Below are 14,531 nucleotides of genomic sequence, written 5' to 3' on the forward strand. Positions count from 1 at the left end.
TCTGTTGCCATGTCGATATAACGCGTGGCTATATGCTTGCATTTGGAAGGCATGCATTAATTTCAGGTAGCCTTACTGTGTGGGATTAAGGCAAAGGTTCTACTTGAAAGTTTTGGTGAAAATATAGTATAGTTAGTATCTTGGCATTTTTGGCCAAGTTTTTGTTTTGTTCAAAAGGTCGGCCAATCGTAGCTGACCCGTTGTTATATAAGGAAGAATCATGACTTTAGGTCTGGTTGGGCGAAAGGTGGGCATGACTCGCGTGTTTACTGAGCAAGGTGTTTCCGTGCCGGTAACCGTGTTGGAAATGTCTCCTAATCGCGTCACTCAAGTAAAATCCAAAGATACCGACGGCTATTTTGCTGTTCAGGTTACCTTTGGTCAGAAGAAAGTCAATCGTGTAAACAAGGCGGAAGCCGGCCACTTTGCGAAAGCGGGTGTTGAGGCAGGTCGTGGTTTGCATGAGTTTGCTTTGACTGAAGAAAAATTGGCTGAATTGAAAGTGGGCGACGAAGTAACTGTTGCTATTTTTGAAGCTGGCCAGTTTGTGGATGTAACCGGCACCTCTAAAGGAAAGGGCTTTGCCGGTACTATCAAGCGCCATAACTTTGGTGCGCAACGTGCTTCTCACGGTAACTCCCGTTCTCACCGTGTTCCTGGTTCTATCGGTATGAACCAAGATCCGGGTCGTGTGTTCCCGGGTAAACGTATGGCTGGTCAGTATGGTAATACCACTGCGACCGTGCAGCGTTTGGAAGTGGTTCGTGTGGATGCGGAACGCAATCTGCTGTTGGTTAAGGGTGCGGTTCCTGGTGCCGCCAATGGTGATGTGGTTGTTCGCCCCAGCATGAAAGTAGGTGCGTAATGGAATTAAAAGTAATTGATGCTAAAGGCCAGGTTTCAGGTAGCCTTGCTGCTTCCGATGCGCTGTTTGCCCGTGAGTATAACGAGGCATTGGTCCACCAGCTGGTTACTGCTTTTTTGGCAAATGCCCGTTCTGGTAACCGTGCACAGCTGACTCGTGCTGAAGTAAAACACTCCACCAAAAAGCCGTGGCGTCAGAAGGGCACAGGTCGTGCTCGTGCTGGTATGTCTTCCTCTCCGTTGTGGAGAGGGGGTGGTCGTGCGTTTCCAAACAAACCCGATGAAAACTTTACTCAGAAGGTTAATCGTAAGATGTACCGTGCCGGTATGGCGACTATTTTGTCCCAGTTGGTGCGTGATGAGCGCTTGTTTGTGATTGAAGAGCTGTCTGTTGCTACTCCTAAAACCAAAGCTTTTGCTGAGCAAGTGAAAAATTTGGGTATGGAGCAGGTTTTGTTTGTTACCAATCAGCTGGACGAAAACGTATATCTGTCTTCACGTAACCTGCCAAATGTGTTGGTTCTGGAAGCTCAGCAGATTGATCCGTACAGCTTGCTTCGCTATAAAAAAGTAGTGGTAACTAAGGAAGCGGTTGCACAACTTGAGGAGCAATGGGTATGAATCAACAACGTTTGATGAAAGTAATTTTGGCTCCTGTTGTTTCTGAAAAGAGCAATTTGTTGGCTGAGAAACGCAACCAGATGACTTTTAAAGTGTTGCCTGATGCAACCAAGGCAGAAGTTAAAGCTGCTGTTGAATTGTTGTTTGGTGTTCAGGTAGCCTCTGTGACTACAGTTGCAATCAAAGGGAAAGTAAAGCGTTTTGGTCGCACTCTGGGTCGCCGCAGTAATGTGAAGAAAGCTTATGTCAGCTTGGCTGCCGGACAGGAGCTGGATTTGGAATCTGTTGCAGCAGCTGCAGATAAGGAATAAATATTATGGCTATTGTAAAAATGAAGCCGACTTCTGCAGGCCGCCGCGGCATGGTTCGCGTGGTTGCAGAGGGTCTGCATAAGGGTGCTCCTTATGCGCCGCTGGTGGAGAAGAAAAACTCTATCGCTGGCCGCAACCATAACGGTCATATCACTACTCGTCATAAAGGTGGTGGGCATAAACATCACTACCGCGTAGTAGATTTTAAACGCGATAAGGATAATATTCCTGCGAAAGTTGAGCGTATTGAGTACGATCCGAACCGTACTGCTTTCATTGCGCTGCTTTGCTACGCTGATGGTGAGCGCCGTTATATTATTGCTCCTCGCGGTATCCAAGCGGGTGCCGTGTTGGTTTCTGGCGCAGAAGCTGCAATCAAAGTTGGTAATGCTTTGCCGATTCGTAATATTCCGGTTGGTACCACCATCCACTGTATCGAGATGAAACCTGGCAAAGGTGCTCAGATTGCTCGTTCAGCTGGTGCTTCCGCGGTTTTGCTGGCTAAAGAAGGTGTTTACGCTCAAGTTCGTCTGCGTTCAGGTGAGGTGCGTAAGATCCATATCGATTGCCGTGCCACTGTTGGCGAAGTTGGTAATGAAGAGCAAAGTCTGAAGAAAATTGGTAAAGCTGGTGCTAATCGCTGGCGTGGTATTCGTCCGACCGTCCGCGGTGTGGTAATGAATCCTGTGGATCACCCACATGGTGGTGGTGAGGGTCGTACCGGTGAGGCTCGTGAGCCTGTCAGCCCATGGGGTACTCCGGCTAAGGGTTACCGAACTCGTAATAATAAGCGTACGGACAATATGATTGTTCGTCGCCGCTATTCAAATAAAGGTTAATTGATATGGCTCGTTCATTGAAAAAAGGTCCATATGTCGATCTGCACCTACTGAAAAAGGTTGATGCTGCTCGCGCCGGTAATGATAAGCGTCCTATTAAAACATGGTCTCGCCGCTCAACAATTCTCCCCGATTTTATTGGGTTGACTATTGCGGTACATAATGGCCGCACTCATGTGCCTGTGTTTATTAGCGATAATATGGTTGGCCATAAGTTGGGTGAGTTTGCGCTTACTCGTACTTTTAAAGGACACTTGGCTGATAAAAAGGCTCAGAAATAAGGTGAATTATGAGAGTATCTGCACAACATAAAAATGCCCGTATTTCTGCTCAAAAAGCCCGGTTAGTTGCTGATTTAATTCGAGGCAAAGAGGTAGAGCAAGCTCTTAATATTTTGGCATTTAGCACAAAGAAAGGTGCTGAGCTGATTAAAAAGGTATTAGAGTCTGCTATCGCTAATGCTGAGCATAACGAAGGCGCTGACATTGATGAGCTTAAAGTTGTAACGATTTTTGTGGACAAGGGGCCGAGCTTAAAACGATTCCGTGCCCGGGCAAAAGGTCGTGGCAACCGTATTGAAAAACAAACGTGTCATATTAATGTGACAGTAGGAAACTAAGGAAAAGCTATGGGACAAAAAATTCATCCAACTGGCTTTCGCCTAGCTGTAAATAAAGACTGGTCATCTAAGTGGTTTGCTAAGAGCACAGAATTTGCTGCTGTATTGAAGCAGGATATCGATGTGCGTGATTATTTGCATAAGCGCTTAGCTAATGCTTCAGTAGGCCGCGTAGTGATTGAGCGTCCGGCTAAATCTGCTCGCATCACCATTCATACTGCACGCCCTGGTGTCGTGATTGGTAAAAAGGGCGAGGATATTGAGGTATTGAAGCAAGATTTGCACCAATTGCTTGGTGTTCCTGTTCATGTGAATATCGAAGAAATTCGTAAACCTGAATTGGATGCGCAAGTTATTGCTGATGGTATCGCTCAGCAGTTGGAAAAACGTGTACAGTTCCGTCGCGCAATGAAGCGCGCTATGCAAAATGCTATGCGTGCTGGAGCTAAAGGTATCAAAATTATGACTTCAGGGCGTCTGAATGGCGCGGATATCGCTCGTAGCGAGTGGTATCGTGAGGGTCGTGTGCCGTTGCATACTTTGCGAGCAGCTGTTGAATATGCCACTAGCGAGGCTCATACCACCTATGGTGTTATAGGCCTGAAAGTATGGGTTTATAAGGGCGAGACTGGGCAGTTGTTGGAAAATACCAACACTGAGAATAAGCGTAGAAAAGGAGGTGGCCGCCATGCTACAGCCGGTTAGAATGAAATATCGCAAGCAGCATAAAGGTCGCAATACTGGTGTCGCTACTAATGGATATGATGTCAGCTTTGGTAATTTTGGTTTGAAGGCAATTGGTCGTGGCAGATTAACGGCTCGACAGATTGAAGCGGCTCGACGTGCTATGACTCGTCATATTAAGCGTGGTGGGCGTATTTGGATTCGTGTGTTTCCAGATAAACCTATTACTGAAAAACCAATCCAAGTACGTATGGGTGGCGGTAAAGGCTCTGTAGAGTATTATGTCGCTGAAATCAAGCCTGGCAAAGTGCTCTATGAAATGGATGGAGTATCAGAATCCTTGGCTAGAGAGGCGTTTGCTTTAGCGGCTGCAAAATTGCCTATACGTACAACATTTGTGTCCAGGCAGGTAGGTAAATGATGAAAATGATTGATTTAAAAGAAAAATCATTGGAGCAGCTGGAGGCTGATCTGGTTGGTTTGTTAAAGACGCAATTTAGTTTGCGTATGCAACATGCTACTGGCCAGCTAAGCAAGAATAGTGAGCTGAAGCGCGTTCGTCGTGATATTGCTCGCGTAAAAACCAAGTTAGCTGAGAAAGGGGTTGGCAATGAGTGATGCCAAAATTATTCGAACTTTGCAAGGTAGGGTGATCAGCGACAAGATGGATAAAACAGTAACCGTCTTGATTGAGCGCAGAGTAAAACACCCCTTGTATGGTAAGATTATCCAGCGATCCACTAAAATTTACGCTCACGATGAGCGAAATGAGTGCAAAGTGGGTGATGTGGTGGTAATTGCTGAGGGTCGCCCTTTGTCCAAGACAAAGTCATGGGTTGTCCAAAGCCTGCTTGAGAAGTCTCAAGAAATTTAGTTGTAATTTTGGTATTTTTGTAGGCGAGGTCTTGCAGTAGGAAAGAAAAAGCTGTAAACTCCTCGCCTTTCTAGCTTCTAGTTTCCTAGGAGTTTCTCCCTGTCGGGGCCAAAACTGATCTATTTTGGTAGATGCTGGTCATCTATTTGAGACTAATGATAGGTTAAGTTGGTTTTAAAAAGGTAATGACATGATTCAGATGCAGACTATTTTGGATGTGGCTGATAACTCTGGTGCTCGTCGCGTTATGTGCATTAAGGTGCTTGGCGGTTCTAAGCGCCGTTATGCAAGCGTTGGTGATGTTATTAAGGTATCGGTTAAGGATGCGGCTCCACGTGGCCGAGTGAAAAAAGGTGATGTATATAATGCTGTTGTTGTTCGTACAGCTAAAGGCATTCGTCGTGCAGATGGTGCGTTAATTAAATTTGATAATAATGCTGCTGTACTGCTGAATACTAAGCTTGAGCCTATGGGCACGCGCATTTTTGGGCCGGTAACGCGTGAATTGCGTACTGAGCGGTTTATGAAGATTGTTTCGTTGGCTCCTGAAGTGATCTGAGAGATAAGATTATGAGTAAAATTATTAAGGGCGATCATGTTGTTGTTATCTCGGGTAGAGATAAAGGTAAGCAGGGGCAAGTTACCCGTTTGTTAGGTGATAAGGTGGTTGTTGAGGGAGTGAATCTTGTTAGGAGGCACCAAAAGCCTAATCCTATGCGTAATATTGAGGGTGGTGTGGTTGTTAAAAATATGCCTATTCACATTTCAAACGTCGCTATTTATAACAAAGAGACGCAGAAAGCGGATCGAGTTGGTATTAAGTTGATTGATGAGAATGGCAAGGTTAGACGTGTGAGAGTGTTTAAGTCTAATGGTGCTGAGTTGGCTTAAGTTGAGCTAAGGAAATTTAGGTATGGCACGGTTGAGAGAGTTTTATATTGAGACGGTTGTTCCTGCGTTGATGTCGCAGTTTGGGTATAAGTCCATCATGGAGGTTCCTCGTATTGAAAAAATAACATTAAATATGGGGGTTGGTGAGGCAGTTGCTGATAAAAAAGTGATGGAGCATGCTGTTAGCGATTTGGAAAAAATTGCTGGGCAGAAGCCTGTTGTTACTTTGGCTAGAAAATCAATTGCTGGGTTTAAGATCCGTGATGACTATCCGGTTGGTTGCAAGGTTACTCTTCGTAAGGAGAGGATGTTTGAATTTTTGGATAGATTAATTTCTGTAGCTTTGCCGCGTGTTAGAGACTTTCGAGGGGTGAATAGTAAATCTTTTGATGGTCAAGGTAATTATAATATGGGTGTTCGTGAGCAGATTATTTTCCCTGAGATTGAGTACGATAAAATTGATACACTTCGTGGGTTAAATATCACGATTACTACTACTGCGAAAACGGATGAAGAGGCAAGAGCATTGCTTTCGCTTTTTAAATTTCCATTTAAGGGATAATCATGGCAAAAAAAGCTCTTATTAATCGAGAAGCTAAACGCGTTGCGCTTGCAAAAAAGTATGCTGCAAAGAGGGCTGCAATTTTTGCAGTAATTAATGATGCTGGGGTAAGTGATAAAGAGCGATTTGAGGCTCGTTTAAAGCTTCAAGCTATTCCTCGAAATGCATCACCTATTCGTCAAAGAAGACGCTGTGCTTTAACGGGTCGACCACGTGGCACCTTCCGTAAGTTTGGCTTAGGGCGTACTAAGATTCGCGAGATTGCGATGCGTGGTGAGATTCCTGGTGTTATTAAGGCCAGCTGGTAAATTTAAGGATAAATAGTAATGAGTATGCATGATCCTATTTCTGATATGCTGACTCGCATTCGTAATGCGCAGCGTGCAAATAAAGCTTCCGTTGCTATGCCTTCTTCTAAGGTGAAATGTGCAATTGCTAAAGTTCTGCAGGAGGAAGGGTATATTGATAGCTTTTCGGTATCTTCAGGTGTGAAGCCCATTTTGGAAATTCAGTTGAAATATTACCTAGGAAAGCCGGTAATTGAGCAAATTAAGAGAGTTTCTCGTCCCGGCTTAAGAGTATATAAGGGTGCAGATTCAATTCCGCGAGTTATGAATGGGTTGGGTATTGCTATCGTTAGTACATCCAAGGGTGTGATGACTGGGCATAAGGCTCTTGCCGCAGGTGTGGGTGGCGAGTTGTTGTGCGTTGTGGCTTAACTTTAAGTAGCCAATTAAGGAGCTTTATTTAAAATGTCTCGTATAGCAAAAAATCCAGTACATGTCCCTGCTGGTCTTGATGTTGAGCTTGGGGCTGGTGAGTTAGTAATAAAGAATAAGAATGACAAGTTGAGTGTTGCGGTGCCAAGTAGCATCTCAGTTCAGTTTGCTGATGGGCAGTTAGTATTTTCTGCTGTTACTGATACTAAAGAAGCAGATACAATGTCAGGTACTATTCGGGCGATTGCAGCTAACATGGTTAAAGGGTTGGCTGAAGGATTTGAGAAAAGGTTACAGTTGGTTGGTGTGGGGTATCGTGCACAGGCCCAGGGCTCTACCTTAAATCTTTCTTTGGGATTCTCGCATCCTGTTGTTTATGATATGCCAGCAGGTGTGTCTGTTCAGACGCCGTCTCCCACGGAGATAGCGCTGAAGGGCGCCAATAAGCAAATTGTAGGGCAGGTAGCAGCTGAAATTCGTGGTTTTCGACCTCCTGAGCCTTATAAAGGTAAGGGTGTACGCTATTTGGACGAAGTGGTAGTTTTGAAAGAAGCAAAGAAAAAATAGCTAAGGAATTGCATTCATGGATAAGTATACTAGAAGAGCTCGTCGCGCGCATAAAGCGCGTGCGCGCATAAAGCAACTTGGAGAGATTAGGTTGTGCGTATTTCGAAGTAATAACCATATTTACGCACAAATAATTGATGCGAGTGGTGGTATTGTTTTGTCTCAGGCTTCCACAGTAGAGTCAGAGGTAAGAAAAAGCTTAGACTCATGCAGTAATGTTCAAGCTGCATCTTTAGTGGGTAAAAGAATTGCGGAAAAAGCTAAAGCATTAGGTATTGAAAGAGTTGCTTTTGATAGATCTGGTTTTCAGTATCATGGGCGTGTCAAAGCATTGGCAGAGGCCGCTCGTGAAAATGGCCTGAATTTCTAGGATAATAGTTACAGATTTGAGGATCAGATAATGGCAAAGCAAGATATTGAAGAACGTAATGATGGCTTGATTGAAAAAATGGTTGCCGTTAATCGTGTCACCAAGGTGGTTAAGGGTGGTCGAATCATGGCGTTTTCAGCACTGACAGTGGTTGGTGATGGTGATGGCCGTATCGGAATGGGTAAGGGTAAATCTAAAGAAGTACCTGCTGCGGTTCAGAAAGCTATGGATCAGGCTAGACGTTCAATGATTAAGGTATCATTGAATAATGGAACTATTCACCACGAGGTGGTTGGTAAACATGGTGCTACAAAGGTGTTTATGCAGCCTGCAAAAGAAGGTAGTGGTGTAAAAGCCGGTGGCCCAATGCGACTAATTTTTGAAGCAATGGGGGTTCATAATATTTCTGCAAAAGTACATGGTTCTACTAATCCATATAATATCGTTCGAGCCACTTTAGACGGTTTGGTAAAATTATATACCCCGAGTGAGGTGGCAGCTAAACGCGGTATGTCTGTGGAAGAGTTAGGGGTTTAAGATGAGTACGCAAAAGACAATTATTGTAACGCTTACTAAGAGTTTGATTGGTACGGTTAAATCTCATCGGCAGTGTGTCCAGGGCTTGGGTTTGCGCCATCGGCATCATTCAGTTGAAGTGTTAGATACTCCTGAAAATCGTGGAATGATTAATAAAGTAAGGTATCTCTTGAAGGTTGGGGGCTAATTATTTATGTTTTTGAATACAATTCAACCATCTGCAGGCTCTATCCATGTTAAGCGTCGTGTTGGACGTGGTATTGGTAGTGGTCTTGGCAAAACGTGTGGTCGTGGACATAAAGGGCAAAAAAGCCGTGCTGGTGGATTTCATAAGGTTGGTTTTGAAGGCGGGCAGATGCCTCTTCAACGCCGCCTTCCCAAGAGGGGTTTTAAGCCAATCTCTTCTTTGAAAGCAGCAGTTATTACTTTGTCTGACTTGAATAAAGTAAATGGTAAAGAGGTTGATATCCTAACATTAAAACAAAACGGCTTATTAAACTCTGAGGTGAGCGCGGTTAAAGTGGTTGCTACTGGGTCTATTGCTAAAGTACTTACTGTTCGTGGCGACGTTAAGGTTACCAAAGGTGCTCAGGCAGCTATTGAGGCTGTTGGTGGGGTTGTAGAGTTGTCTTGATATTTGTTGAAAATACCGAGAGGTGGCTGTAATTAGGAATTTAGCAAGAATGAATGATTTGAGAAGACGCCTGTTATTTTTGCTCGGGGCTCTTATCGTCTTTAGGGTAGGGGCTCATATTCCTGTGCCTGGAGTCAATGCCGCAGCACTCGCTAATAGTTTTAAGGAAGGTAATGCCGGTATCTTGGGGATGCTTAATCTCTTCTCTGGCGGTTCTTTAGAGAGGTTTAGTATTTTTGCCATAGGAATTATGCCATATATTTCAGCATCTATTATTATTCAATTGGTTGCTGAGGTGCTACCATCGTTAAAGGCCTTGAAAAAGGAAGGGGAAGCGGGACGCCGAGCTTTGACCAAATATACTCGTTGGGGAACTCTGATTGTTGCGATAGTACAAGCATTTACAGCGGCAGCGTTTGTTTATCAGCAACCAGATCTTGTAGTGATTGGACGGTCAGAGTTCTACATTTCTACAATTACGTGTCTGGTAACCGGAACCATATTCTTGATGTGGCTTGGAGAGCAGATGACTGAGCGTGGTATTGGTAATGGTGTTTCATTATTAATTACAGCAGGAATTGTGGCTGCTCTCCCTAGCGCGGTTAGTAACTTGTTGAATCTGGCAATTACTGGCGCTAGTGGCTACGGGGCAATTCTTTTTGTATTGTTCGGTGGGTTGTGCCTGATCTATATAGTTGTTTATATTGAGAGTGCTCAGCGTAAGATTCCTATTCATTATGCGCGTCGACAAATCGGGAACCGAATTGTACAAGGACAGAAAACCCATTTGCCATTTAAAATAAATATGGCAGGCGTGATTCCTCCAATTTTTGCATCTAGCGTAATTTTATTCCCGTCTCAAATTATTGGGTGGTTGGATAAAAGAGTGGATGGTAATGTATTTGTTGATTTTATCGCTGCTAATCTTTCCCCAGGTAAATCTTTATATTTGGTAGTATTTGCAGCGGCCATAATTTTCTTCTGCTATTTTTATACTGCGTTAGTATTTAGCCCAAGAGAAATGGCTGAGAATTTGAAGAAAAGTGGGGCTTTCGTCCCAGGTATTCGGCCAGGTGAACAAACCTCAAATTATTTGGAAAAAGTGGTTATGCGCCTTACCTTCTTTGGTGCGTTGTATATAACTATTATTTGCTTGATTCCAGAGTTTGTTACGGGAGTGCTCGGCATTCCATTTCATTTGGGTGGAACGTCCCTTCTTATTTTGGTTGTTGTTACTATGGACTTTGGTACTCAGGTTGCTTCCTATCGTATGAATCAGCAGTATGAGCATTTAATGAGGAAAGGTTCAGCTAAGAAGTAATTGTACTATGTAAGTAAAGAGATTATGGCTAAAGAAGATACTATACAAATGCAGGGCGAGGTATTGGAGACTTTGCCTAATGCGACTTTTAAAATTAAACTGGAAAATGGCCATGAAGTATTAGGACATATTTCTGGGAAGATGCGAATGCACTATATCCGGATTTCACCTGGTGATAAGGTTACTGTAGAAATGACACCTTATGACTTATCCCGTGCTCGTATCGTTTTTCGAGCTCGTTAAATCATGAAAAGGAAAATAAATGCGTGTTCAACCATCGGTAAAGAAGATTTGTCGCAATTGCAAGGTTATTCGTCGCAATCGCGTTGTGAGAGTGATCTGCACAGATCCACGTCATAAACAGCGACAAGGCTAATTATTTAAAATAAAATATGCTATGCTTGTGTAGCTTTTCGTCTTAAAAGGAAACGAAGAATGGCTCGTGTTGCAGGAGTGAATATTCCTAATAATGCCCATGTTGTAATTGGTTTGCAGGTAATTTATGGTATTGGCGCCAGTCGCGCAAAATTGATTTGTAATAATGCAGCTATTGCTCCTGATATTAAGGTAAAGGATTTGACAGAGGGGCAGTTAGATGCTTTGCGTGAGCAGGTTGCGCAGTATGAAATTGAAGGTGATCTGCGTCGTGAAATTACTATGAATATCAAACGACTGGTTGATATGGGTTGTTATCGTGGGTTTCGTCACCGTCGTGGTTTGCCATGTCGTGGGCAGCGTACTAGGACTAATGCCCGTACTAGAAAAGGTCCTCGTAAGGCAATTGCAGGCAAAAAGGGTTAGGAGATTAAGTTAAATGGCTAAAGCAACTATAGTTGCGCGTGCGCGTAAAAAAGTACGGAAAGTAGTGAATGATGGTATTGTCCATATTCATGCCTCTTTTAATAATACTATAATTACCATTACTGATCGACAGGGTAATGTTCTGTCTTGGGCTACATCTGGTGGTGCAGGGTTTAAAGGATCTCGTAAAAGCACCCCTTTTGCCGCTCAGGTAGCTGCTGAAGCAGCTGGTAAGGCTGCGCAGGAATATGGTGTGAAAAATTTGGAAGTTCGCATTAAAGGGCCTGGGCCTGGTCGAGAGTCTTCTGTTCGTTCTCTAAATGCTATCGGTTTTAAGATTGTAAGTATTACCGATGTTACTCCATTGCCTCATAATGGATGTCGTCCACCTAAAAAACGTCGTATTTAATCTGGAGTAATTAACTTATGGCACGTTATATTGGCCCTAAATGCAAATTAGCTCGTCGTGAAGGTAGCGATCTTTTTTTGAAAAGTGCGCGCCGTCCTATTGAGTCAAAATGTAAACTTGAAAACGCTCCTGGTCAGCATGGTGCAAGAAGAGGTCGTTTATCTGACTATGGTATTCAGCTACGTGAGAAACAAAAAATCCGTAGATTATATGGTGTGTTAGAGAGACAGTTCCGCCGTTATTTTGCTGAATCCTCACGTCGTAGGGGTGCGACTGGCGAGCTGTTGTTGCAGCTGCTTGAGTCACGTTTGGATAACGTGGTATATCGCATGGGTTTTGGTTCTACTCGTGCGGAAGCTCGTCAGTTGGTATCCCATAAAGCAATTTTGGTGAATGGCGAAGTAGTTAATATCCCGTCTTTCCAGGTAAAAGCGGGAGATACTGTCTCTGTGCGGGAAAAAGCTAAAAAACAGGTTCGTATCCAAGAATCATTGCAATTGGCTGCTCAAATTGGCTTGCCAAGCTGGGTTTCTGTAGATGTCGATAAGCAAGAGGGCGTATTTAGAAATATGCCTGACCGTGCTGACTTGTATAGTGATATTAACGAGCAGTTAGTGGTTGAGTTTTACTCAAAATAATTTCATTGGCTCAAAAAAGGGGGCAGTTAAATGCAAAACAGCACCTATGAATTTCTGAAGCCGCGACAGATTGATGTAGATGCTTTGTCTGCAACGCGTGCAAAAGTTTTTATGGAGCCATTTGAGCGGGGTTTTGGTTATACATTAGGCAATGCGTTGCGCCGTATATTGCTATCATCAATGAATGGTTTTGCACCTACAGAGGTAGTAATTGACGGTGCACTGCATGAATATTCTACTTTAGATGGTGTTCAGGAAGATGTTGTAGACATATTGCTGAATATTAAAGGAGTGGTATTCAAGCTTCAGGGACGTGATTCGGTCCAGGTTAGCTTAAATAAATCAGGTAGTGGGGTAGTAACTGCTGCTGATTTGGAATTGCCGCATGATGTGGAAGTAATTAATCCAGAACATGTTATTTGCCGCTTGTCTGATAATGGCAAGATTGAACTGACAATTACTGTAGAAAAGGGTCGTGGCTATCAAACTGTTAGTAGCAGGGATGATGACCACAAGCAAATTGGCGCTATTCATTTGGATGCCAACTTTTCTCCTGTTCATCGTGTTAGCTTTGAGGTTCAGGCTGCTCGTGTGGAGCAGCGGACGGACTTGGATTGTTTGGTTTTAGATATTGAAACCAATGGTGCAATTGATCCGGAAGAGGCAGTGCGTCGAGCAGCTCGGATACTGATTGATCAAATGTCGGTATTTGCTGACTTGGAAGGGACACCGGTTGAAGAGTCTAAAGAAGAAGCTCCGCATATCGACCCGATTCTGCTACGCCCAGTAGATGATTTGGAATTGACTGTTCGTTCAGCGAATTGCTTGAAAGCTGAAGATATCTACTATATTGGTGATTTGATTCAGCGAACCGAAACCGAATTGCTGAAAACCCCGAATCTTGGCAGAAAATCTTTAAACGAGATTAAAGAAGTATTGGCTTCAAAAGGCTTGACCTTGGGCTCAAAATTGGATGTGTGGCCACCTGTTGGTTTAGATAAGCCTTAATATTTAATTGAAAAGGATAATAAAATTATGCGTCATGGTAATGCCAACCGCAAATTAAACCGCACAAGCAGCCATCGTGCAGCGATGTTGCGTAATATGGCTAATTCGCTTTTAACCCATGAAACTATTGTAACTACTCTGCCTAAGGCTAAAGAGTTGAGACGAGTAGTAGAGCCTTTGATTACTTTGGGTAAGAAGCCTTCTTTGGCTAATCGTCGTACTGCCTTTAACAGAACTCGCGACAGAGATGTTGTAGTGAAACTGTTCGATGAGTTGGGTACTCGTTTTGCCAGCCGCAATGGTGGTTATGTTCGTATTTTGAAATATGGCTTCCGTAAAGGTGATAATGCGCCGTTAGCATTGGTGCAATTGACCGATTTGGCCGCTGAAGACTCAAATACTGAGGCTGCATAACTGTTTGATTGAGCTGTTGCTGAAAGCTGAATTCTGTGGATTACATAGAATTCGGCTTTTTTATTTGTTGGGCTTTGAATTAAGCTTTATATTTGTTCCAAATAGGGATGAGACAAGGTGGTAAGTTGCGGACAGCACAGAGGAGTGTGGCAAAGCAAACTAAATTTATATTCTATTTATGTAACAATTAAATGGCCAACTCCTTCTTTCTTCAAAGCTCTCTTCTGAAAGGCGTTGAATCTAATCGTCCCATATTTGGAATCATGCACAACTCCGCTACTTTTGCTGAACTTCGGTGCAGCATCCTATCTTGATGGACAGGACACTAATCCCGTTTATTCAGTGCTCTCAATTCTTATGATTGGCACACTATTTTCAGGCAGCTTTGTTCGTATTCCAGCTGCGGATACTAATCTACCCCCGCAATAGCTATCTGCTACACCTCCTATCCAAGCATCGGTATAATCCCTTAAGGTTAGCCAGATCCACCAATCGGCCGGCTAAATACATTCCCAATATAAGGCAGTATAGCAAGCTAATACATAGCCAAGACTAGGCTAATTTGCTAGCAACCCTGTGTACAAAATGCTTTCCTGCAACCAACACACCAATTATCTAATAAGGATACCCACCATGCCCTACCAAGTACAGCTTCCCATCGTTATCCCGCCTGCTGATCTGCCTCTACATTGCAGCGGCCCCACGCACGAAGCCTGGGATGGCCAACCGCGTGTATTTTTGCCGATTACCTCCAACGGCAGCATCGAATGCTCGTATTGTGGCAGCATCTATCAGCTCAACGGCGAAGTAGGTAGGCATCACTAACGCTCTGGTTTTAGTATAGTGGG

29 protein-coding genes are annotated in these 14,531 nt (G+C 43.7%); all 29 read left to right on the forward strand.

What is annotated here, in order from left to right; all coding sequences use genetic code 11:
* Positions 1 to 220 precede the first annotated feature (220 nt).
* The 29 genes from rplC to EZJ17_RS00675 all read left to right on the forward strand — a co-directional run bounded on the left by rplC (position 221) and on the right by EZJ17_RS00675 (position 14,508).
* Positions 221 to 865 (forward strand): 50S ribosomal protein L3, encoded by a 645-nt coding sequence (rplC, locus tag EZJ17_RS00535; protein WP_067442691.1) that lies wholly within the window; start codon positions 221 to 223, stop codon positions 863 to 865.
* On the forward strand, positions 865 to 1,485 hold the full coding sequence (gene rplD / locus EZJ17_RS00540) for a 50S ribosomal protein L4 (RefSeq protein ID WP_067442694.1): 621 nt from the start codon (positions 865 to 867) through the stop codon (positions 1,483 to 1,485). Before rplC ends, rplD begins: the two co-directional genes overlap by 1 nt.
* Positions 1,482 to 1,796, forward strand: a complete 315-nt coding sequence (rplW, locus tag EZJ17_RS00545; protein WP_023887662.1) for a 50S ribosomal protein L23 — start codon at positions 1,482 to 1,484, stop codon at positions 1,794 to 1,796. The genes rplD and rplW overlap by 4 nt, the downstream gene beginning before the upstream one ends.
* Positions 1,797 to 1,801: 5 nt before the next feature.
* Entirely contained in the window at positions 1,802 to 2,635 is an 834-nt protein-coding gene (rplB, locus tag EZJ17_RS00550; protein WP_003823800.1) for a 50S ribosomal protein L2, read from the forward strand.
* Between the two features lie 5 nt (positions 2,636 to 2,640).
* The gene (gene rpsS, locus EZJ17_RS00555) at positions 2,641 to 2,916 is read left to right on the forward strand and encodes a 30S ribosomal protein S19 (protein ID WP_003823801.1); all 276 of its coding nucleotides are present in this window, start codon (positions 2,641 to 2,643) and stop codon (positions 2,914 to 2,916) included.
* Between the two features lie 8 nt (positions 2,917 to 2,924).
* Entirely contained in the window at positions 2,925 to 3,254 is a 330-nt protein-coding gene (rplV, locus tag EZJ17_RS00560; protein WP_064083613.1) for a 50S ribosomal protein L22, read from the forward strand.
* A gap of 9 nt (positions 3,255 to 3,263) precedes the next feature.
* A complete protein-coding gene (gene rpsC, locus EZJ17_RS00565) occupies positions 3,264 to 3,959 on the forward strand; it encodes a 30S ribosomal protein S3 (protein WP_067444103.1) in 696 nt (231 codons plus the stop codon).
* Complete coding sequence (gene rplP / locus EZJ17_RS00570) at positions 3,943 to 4,359, forward strand: 50S ribosomal protein L16 (protein WP_003823806.1); 417 nt, start codon at positions 3,943 to 3,945, stop codon at positions 4,357 to 4,359. Before rpsC ends, rplP begins: the two co-directional genes overlap by 17 nt.
* A complete protein-coding gene (gene rpmC, locus EZJ17_RS00575) occupies positions 4,359 to 4,556 on the forward strand; it encodes a 50S ribosomal protein L29 (RefSeq protein ID WP_067442820.1) in 198 nt (65 codons plus the stop codon). The genes rplP and rpmC overlap by 1 nt, the downstream gene beginning before the upstream one ends.
* Positions 4,549 to 4,812, forward strand: a complete 264-nt coding sequence (gene rpsQ, locus EZJ17_RS00580; RefSeq protein WP_067442697.1) for a 30S ribosomal protein S17 — start codon at positions 4,549 to 4,551, stop codon at positions 4,810 to 4,812. The genes rpmC and rpsQ overlap by 8 nt, the downstream gene beginning before the upstream one ends.
* A 190-nt stretch (positions 4,813 to 5,002) precedes the next feature.
* A complete protein-coding gene (gene rplN / locus EZJ17_RS00585) occupies positions 5,003 to 5,371 on the forward strand; it encodes a 50S ribosomal protein L14 (protein ID WP_067442699.1) in 369 nt (122 codons plus the stop codon).
* A gap of 11 nt (positions 5,372 to 5,382) precedes the next feature.
* Entirely contained in the window at positions 5,383 to 5,703 is a 321-nt protein-coding gene (gene rplX, locus EZJ17_RS00590; protein ID WP_067442701.1) for a 50S ribosomal protein L24, read from the forward strand.
* A gap of 22 nt (positions 5,704 to 5,725) precedes the next feature.
* Positions 5,726 to 6,265 carry a 50S ribosomal protein L5 gene (rplE, locus tag EZJ17_RS00595; RefSeq protein ID WP_067442703.1) on the forward strand — a complete coding sequence of 180 codons (540 nt, stop codon included), beginning with the start codon at positions 5,726 to 5,728 and terminating at the stop codon, positions 6,263 to 6,265.
* A 2-nt stretch (positions 6,266 to 6,267) separates the two neighbouring features.
* A complete protein-coding gene (rpsN, locus tag EZJ17_RS00600) occupies positions 6,268 to 6,573 on the forward strand; it encodes a 30S ribosomal protein S14 (protein ID WP_049259020.1) in 306 nt (101 codons plus the stop codon).
* Between the two features lie 18 nt (positions 6,574 to 6,591).
* Entirely contained in the window at positions 6,592 to 6,984 is a 393-nt protein-coding gene (rpsH, locus tag EZJ17_RS00605; RefSeq protein WP_003823814.1) for a 30S ribosomal protein S8, read from the forward strand.
* Between the two features lie 33 nt (positions 6,985 to 7,017).
* On the forward strand, positions 7,018 to 7,551 hold the full coding sequence (rplF, locus tag EZJ17_RS00610) for a 50S ribosomal protein L6 (protein WP_067442704.1): 534 nt from the start codon (positions 7,018 to 7,020) through the stop codon (positions 7,549 to 7,551).
* Positions 7,552 to 7,567: 16 nt separating this feature from the next.
* Positions 7,568 to 7,921, forward strand: coding sequence for a 50S ribosomal protein L18 (gene rplR, locus EZJ17_RS00615; protein WP_067442706.1), 354 nt, complete (start codon positions 7,568 to 7,570; stop codon positions 7,919 to 7,921).
* Between the two features lie 30 nt (positions 7,922 to 7,951).
* On the forward strand, positions 7,952 to 8,458 hold the full coding sequence (gene rpsE, locus EZJ17_RS00620) for a 30S ribosomal protein S5 (protein WP_067442707.1): 507 nt from the start codon (positions 7,952 to 7,954) through the stop codon (positions 8,456 to 8,458).
* A gap of 1 nt (position 8,459) precedes the next feature.
* Entirely contained in the window at positions 8,460 to 8,645 is a 186-nt protein-coding gene (gene rpmD / locus EZJ17_RS00625) for a 50S ribosomal protein L30 (RefSeq protein WP_082886608.1), read from the forward strand.
* 6 nt (positions 8,646 to 8,651) lie between these two features.
* Positions 8,652 to 9,092 carry a 50S ribosomal protein L15 gene (rplO, locus tag EZJ17_RS00630; RefSeq protein WP_067442709.1) on the forward strand — a complete coding sequence of 147 codons (441 nt, stop codon included), beginning with the start codon at positions 8,652 to 8,654 and terminating at the stop codon, positions 9,090 to 9,092.
* Positions 9,093 to 9,141: 49 nt separating this feature from the next.
* Positions 9,142 to 10,413 carry a preprotein translocase subunit SecY gene (secY, locus tag EZJ17_RS00635; protein ID WP_067442711.1) on the forward strand — a complete coding sequence of 424 codons (1,272 nt, stop codon included), beginning with the start codon at positions 9,142 to 9,144 and terminating at the stop codon, positions 10,411 to 10,413.
* A gap of 24 nt (positions 10,414 to 10,437) precedes the next feature.
* Entirely contained in the window at positions 10,438 to 10,656 is a 219-nt protein-coding gene (infA, locus tag EZJ17_RS00640; RefSeq protein ID WP_049259017.1) for a translation initiation factor IF-1, read from the forward strand.
* Positions 10,657 to 10,675: 19 nt separating this feature from the next.
* Complete coding sequence (gene rpmJ / locus EZJ17_RS00645) at positions 10,676 to 10,789, forward strand: 50S ribosomal protein L36 (RefSeq protein WP_049259016.1); 114 nt, start codon at positions 10,676 to 10,678, stop codon at positions 10,787 to 10,789.
* A gap of 59 nt (positions 10,790 to 10,848) precedes the next feature.
* Positions 10,849 to 11,214: a 30S ribosomal protein S13 gene (rpsM, locus tag EZJ17_RS00650; protein WP_067442713.1), complete on the forward strand. Its 366-nt coding sequence runs from the start codon at positions 10,849 to 10,851 to the stop codon at positions 11,212 to 11,214.
* 13 nt (positions 11,215 to 11,227) lie between these two features.
* Positions 11,228 to 11,623 carry a 30S ribosomal protein S11 gene (gene rpsK / locus EZJ17_RS00655; protein WP_067442714.1) on the forward strand — a complete coding sequence of 132 codons (396 nt, stop codon included), beginning with the start codon at positions 11,228 to 11,230 and terminating at the stop codon, positions 11,621 to 11,623.
* A 17-nt stretch (positions 11,624 to 11,640) separates the two neighbouring features.
* Positions 11,641 to 12,261 (forward strand): 30S ribosomal protein S4, encoded by a 621-nt coding sequence (gene rpsD / locus EZJ17_RS00660; RefSeq protein WP_067442716.1) that lies wholly within the window; start codon positions 11,641 to 11,643, stop codon positions 12,259 to 12,261.
* A 30-nt stretch (positions 12,262 to 12,291) separates the two neighbouring features.
* On the forward strand, positions 12,292 to 13,269 hold the full coding sequence (locus EZJ17_RS00665; RefSeq protein WP_067442718.1) for a DNA-directed RNA polymerase subunit alpha: 978 nt from the start codon (positions 12,292 to 12,294) through the stop codon (positions 13,267 to 13,269).
* 27 nt (positions 13,270 to 13,296) lie between these two features.
* Positions 13,297 to 13,683, forward strand: a complete 387-nt coding sequence (gene rplQ, locus EZJ17_RS00670) for a 50S ribosomal protein L17 (RefSeq protein WP_067444105.1) — start codon at positions 13,297 to 13,299, stop codon at positions 13,681 to 13,683.
* 633 nt (positions 13,684 to 14,316) lie between these two features.
* Positions 14,317 to 14,508: a zinc-finger domain-containing protein gene (locus EZJ17_RS00675; RefSeq protein ID WP_067444107.1), complete on the forward strand. Its 192-nt coding sequence runs from the start codon at positions 14,317 to 14,319 to the stop codon at positions 14,506 to 14,508.
* Positions 14,509 to 14,531: the final 23 nt, after the last annotated feature.

Source organism: Eikenella exigua, from assembly GCF_008805035.1.
In the GTDB taxonomy this organism is placed as follows: Bacteria; Pseudomonadota; Gammaproteobacteria; order Burkholderiales; family Neisseriaceae; genus Eikenella; species Eikenella exigua.

Bases quoted from the DNA above. Each gene is read 5' to 3' on its own strand.
- rplC (WP_067442691.1), top strand. From the start codon at position 221: ATGACTTTAGGTCTGGTTGGGCGAAAGGTGGGCATGACTCGCGTGTTT.
- rplD (WP_067442694.1), top strand. From the start codon at position 865: ATGGAATTAAAAGTAATTGATGCTAAAGGCCAGGTTTCAGGTAGCCTT.
- rplW (WP_023887662.1), top strand. From the start codon at position 1,482: ATGAATCAACAACGTTTGATGAAAGTAATTTTGGCTCCTGTTGTTTCT.
- rplB (WP_003823800.1), top strand. From the start codon at position 1,802: ATGGCTATTGTAAAAATGAAGCCGACTTCTGCAGGCCGCCGCGGCATG.
- rpsS (WP_003823801.1), top strand. From the start codon at position 2,641: ATGGCTCGTTCATTGAAAAAAGGTCCATATGTCGATCTGCACCTACTG.
- rplV (WP_064083613.1), top strand. From the start codon at position 2,925: ATGAGAGTATCTGCACAACATAAAAATGCCCGTATTTCTGCTCAAAAA.
- rpsC (WP_067444103.1), top strand. From the start codon at position 3,264: ATGGGACAAAAAATTCATCCAACTGGCTTTCGCCTAGCTGTAAATAAA.
- rplP (WP_003823806.1), top strand. From the start codon at position 3,943: ATGCTACAGCCGGTTAGAATGAAATATCGCAAGCAGCATAAAGGTCGC.
- rpmC (WP_067442820.1), top strand. From the start codon at position 4,359: ATGAAAATGATTGATTTAAAAGAAAAATCATTGGAGCAGCTGGAGGCT.
- rpsQ (WP_067442697.1), top strand. From the start codon at position 4,549: ATGAGTGATGCCAAAATTATTCGAACTTTGCAAGGTAGGGTGATCAGC.
- rplN (WP_067442699.1), top strand. From the start codon at position 5,003: ATGATTCAGATGCAGACTATTTTGGATGTGGCTGATAACTCTGGTGCT.
- rplX (WP_067442701.1), top strand. From the start codon at position 5,383: ATGAGTAAAATTATTAAGGGCGATCATGTTGTTGTTATCTCGGGTAGA.
- rplE (WP_067442703.1), top strand. From the start codon at position 5,726: ATGGCACGGTTGAGAGAGTTTTATATTGAGACGGTTGTTCCTGCGTTG.
- rpsN (WP_049259020.1), top strand. From the start codon at position 6,268: ATGGCAAAAAAAGCTCTTATTAATCGAGAAGCTAAACGCGTTGCGCTT.
- rpsH (WP_003823814.1), top strand. From the start codon at position 6,592: ATGAGTATGCATGATCCTATTTCTGATATGCTGACTCGCATTCGTAAT.
- rplF (WP_067442704.1), top strand. From the start codon at position 7,018: ATGTCTCGTATAGCAAAAAATCCAGTACATGTCCCTGCTGGTCTTGAT.
- rplR (WP_067442706.1), top strand. From the start codon at position 7,568: ATGGATAAGTATACTAGAAGAGCTCGTCGCGCGCATAAAGCGCGTGCG.
- rpsE (WP_067442707.1), top strand. From the start codon at position 7,952: ATGGCAAAGCAAGATATTGAAGAACGTAATGATGGCTTGATTGAAAAA.
- rpmD (WP_082886608.1), top strand. From the start codon at position 8,460: ATGAGTACGCAAAAGACAATTATTGTAACGCTTACTAAGAGTTTGATT.
- rplO (WP_067442709.1), top strand. From the start codon at position 8,652: ATGTTTTTGAATACAATTCAACCATCTGCAGGCTCTATCCATGTTAAG.
- secY (WP_067442711.1), top strand. From the start codon at position 9,142: ATGAATGATTTGAGAAGACGCCTGTTATTTTTGCTCGGGGCTCTTATC.
- infA (WP_049259017.1), top strand. From the start codon at position 10,438: ATGGCTAAAGAAGATACTATACAAATGCAGGGCGAGGTATTGGAGACT.
- rpmJ (WP_049259016.1), top strand. From the start codon at position 10,676: ATGCGTGTTCAACCATCGGTAAAGAAGATTTGTCGCAATTGCAAGGTT.
- rpsM (WP_067442713.1), top strand. From the start codon at position 10,849: ATGGCTCGTGTTGCAGGAGTGAATATTCCTAATAATGCCCATGTTGTA.
- rpsK (WP_067442714.1), top strand. From the start codon at position 11,228: ATGGCTAAAGCAACTATAGTTGCGCGTGCGCGTAAAAAAGTACGGAAA.
- rpsD (WP_067442716.1), top strand. From the start codon at position 11,641: ATGGCACGTTATATTGGCCCTAAATGCAAATTAGCTCGTCGTGAAGGT.
- EZJ17_RS00665 (WP_067442718.1), top strand. From the start codon at position 12,292: ATGCAAAACAGCACCTATGAATTTCTGAAGCCGCGACAGATTGATGTA.
- rplQ (WP_067444105.1), top strand. From the start codon at position 13,297: ATGCGTCATGGTAATGCCAACCGCAAATTAAACCGCACAAGCAGCCAT.
- EZJ17_RS00675 (WP_067444107.1), top strand. From the start codon at position 14,317: ATGCCCTACCAAGTACAGCTTCCCATCGTTATCCCGCCTGCTGATCTG.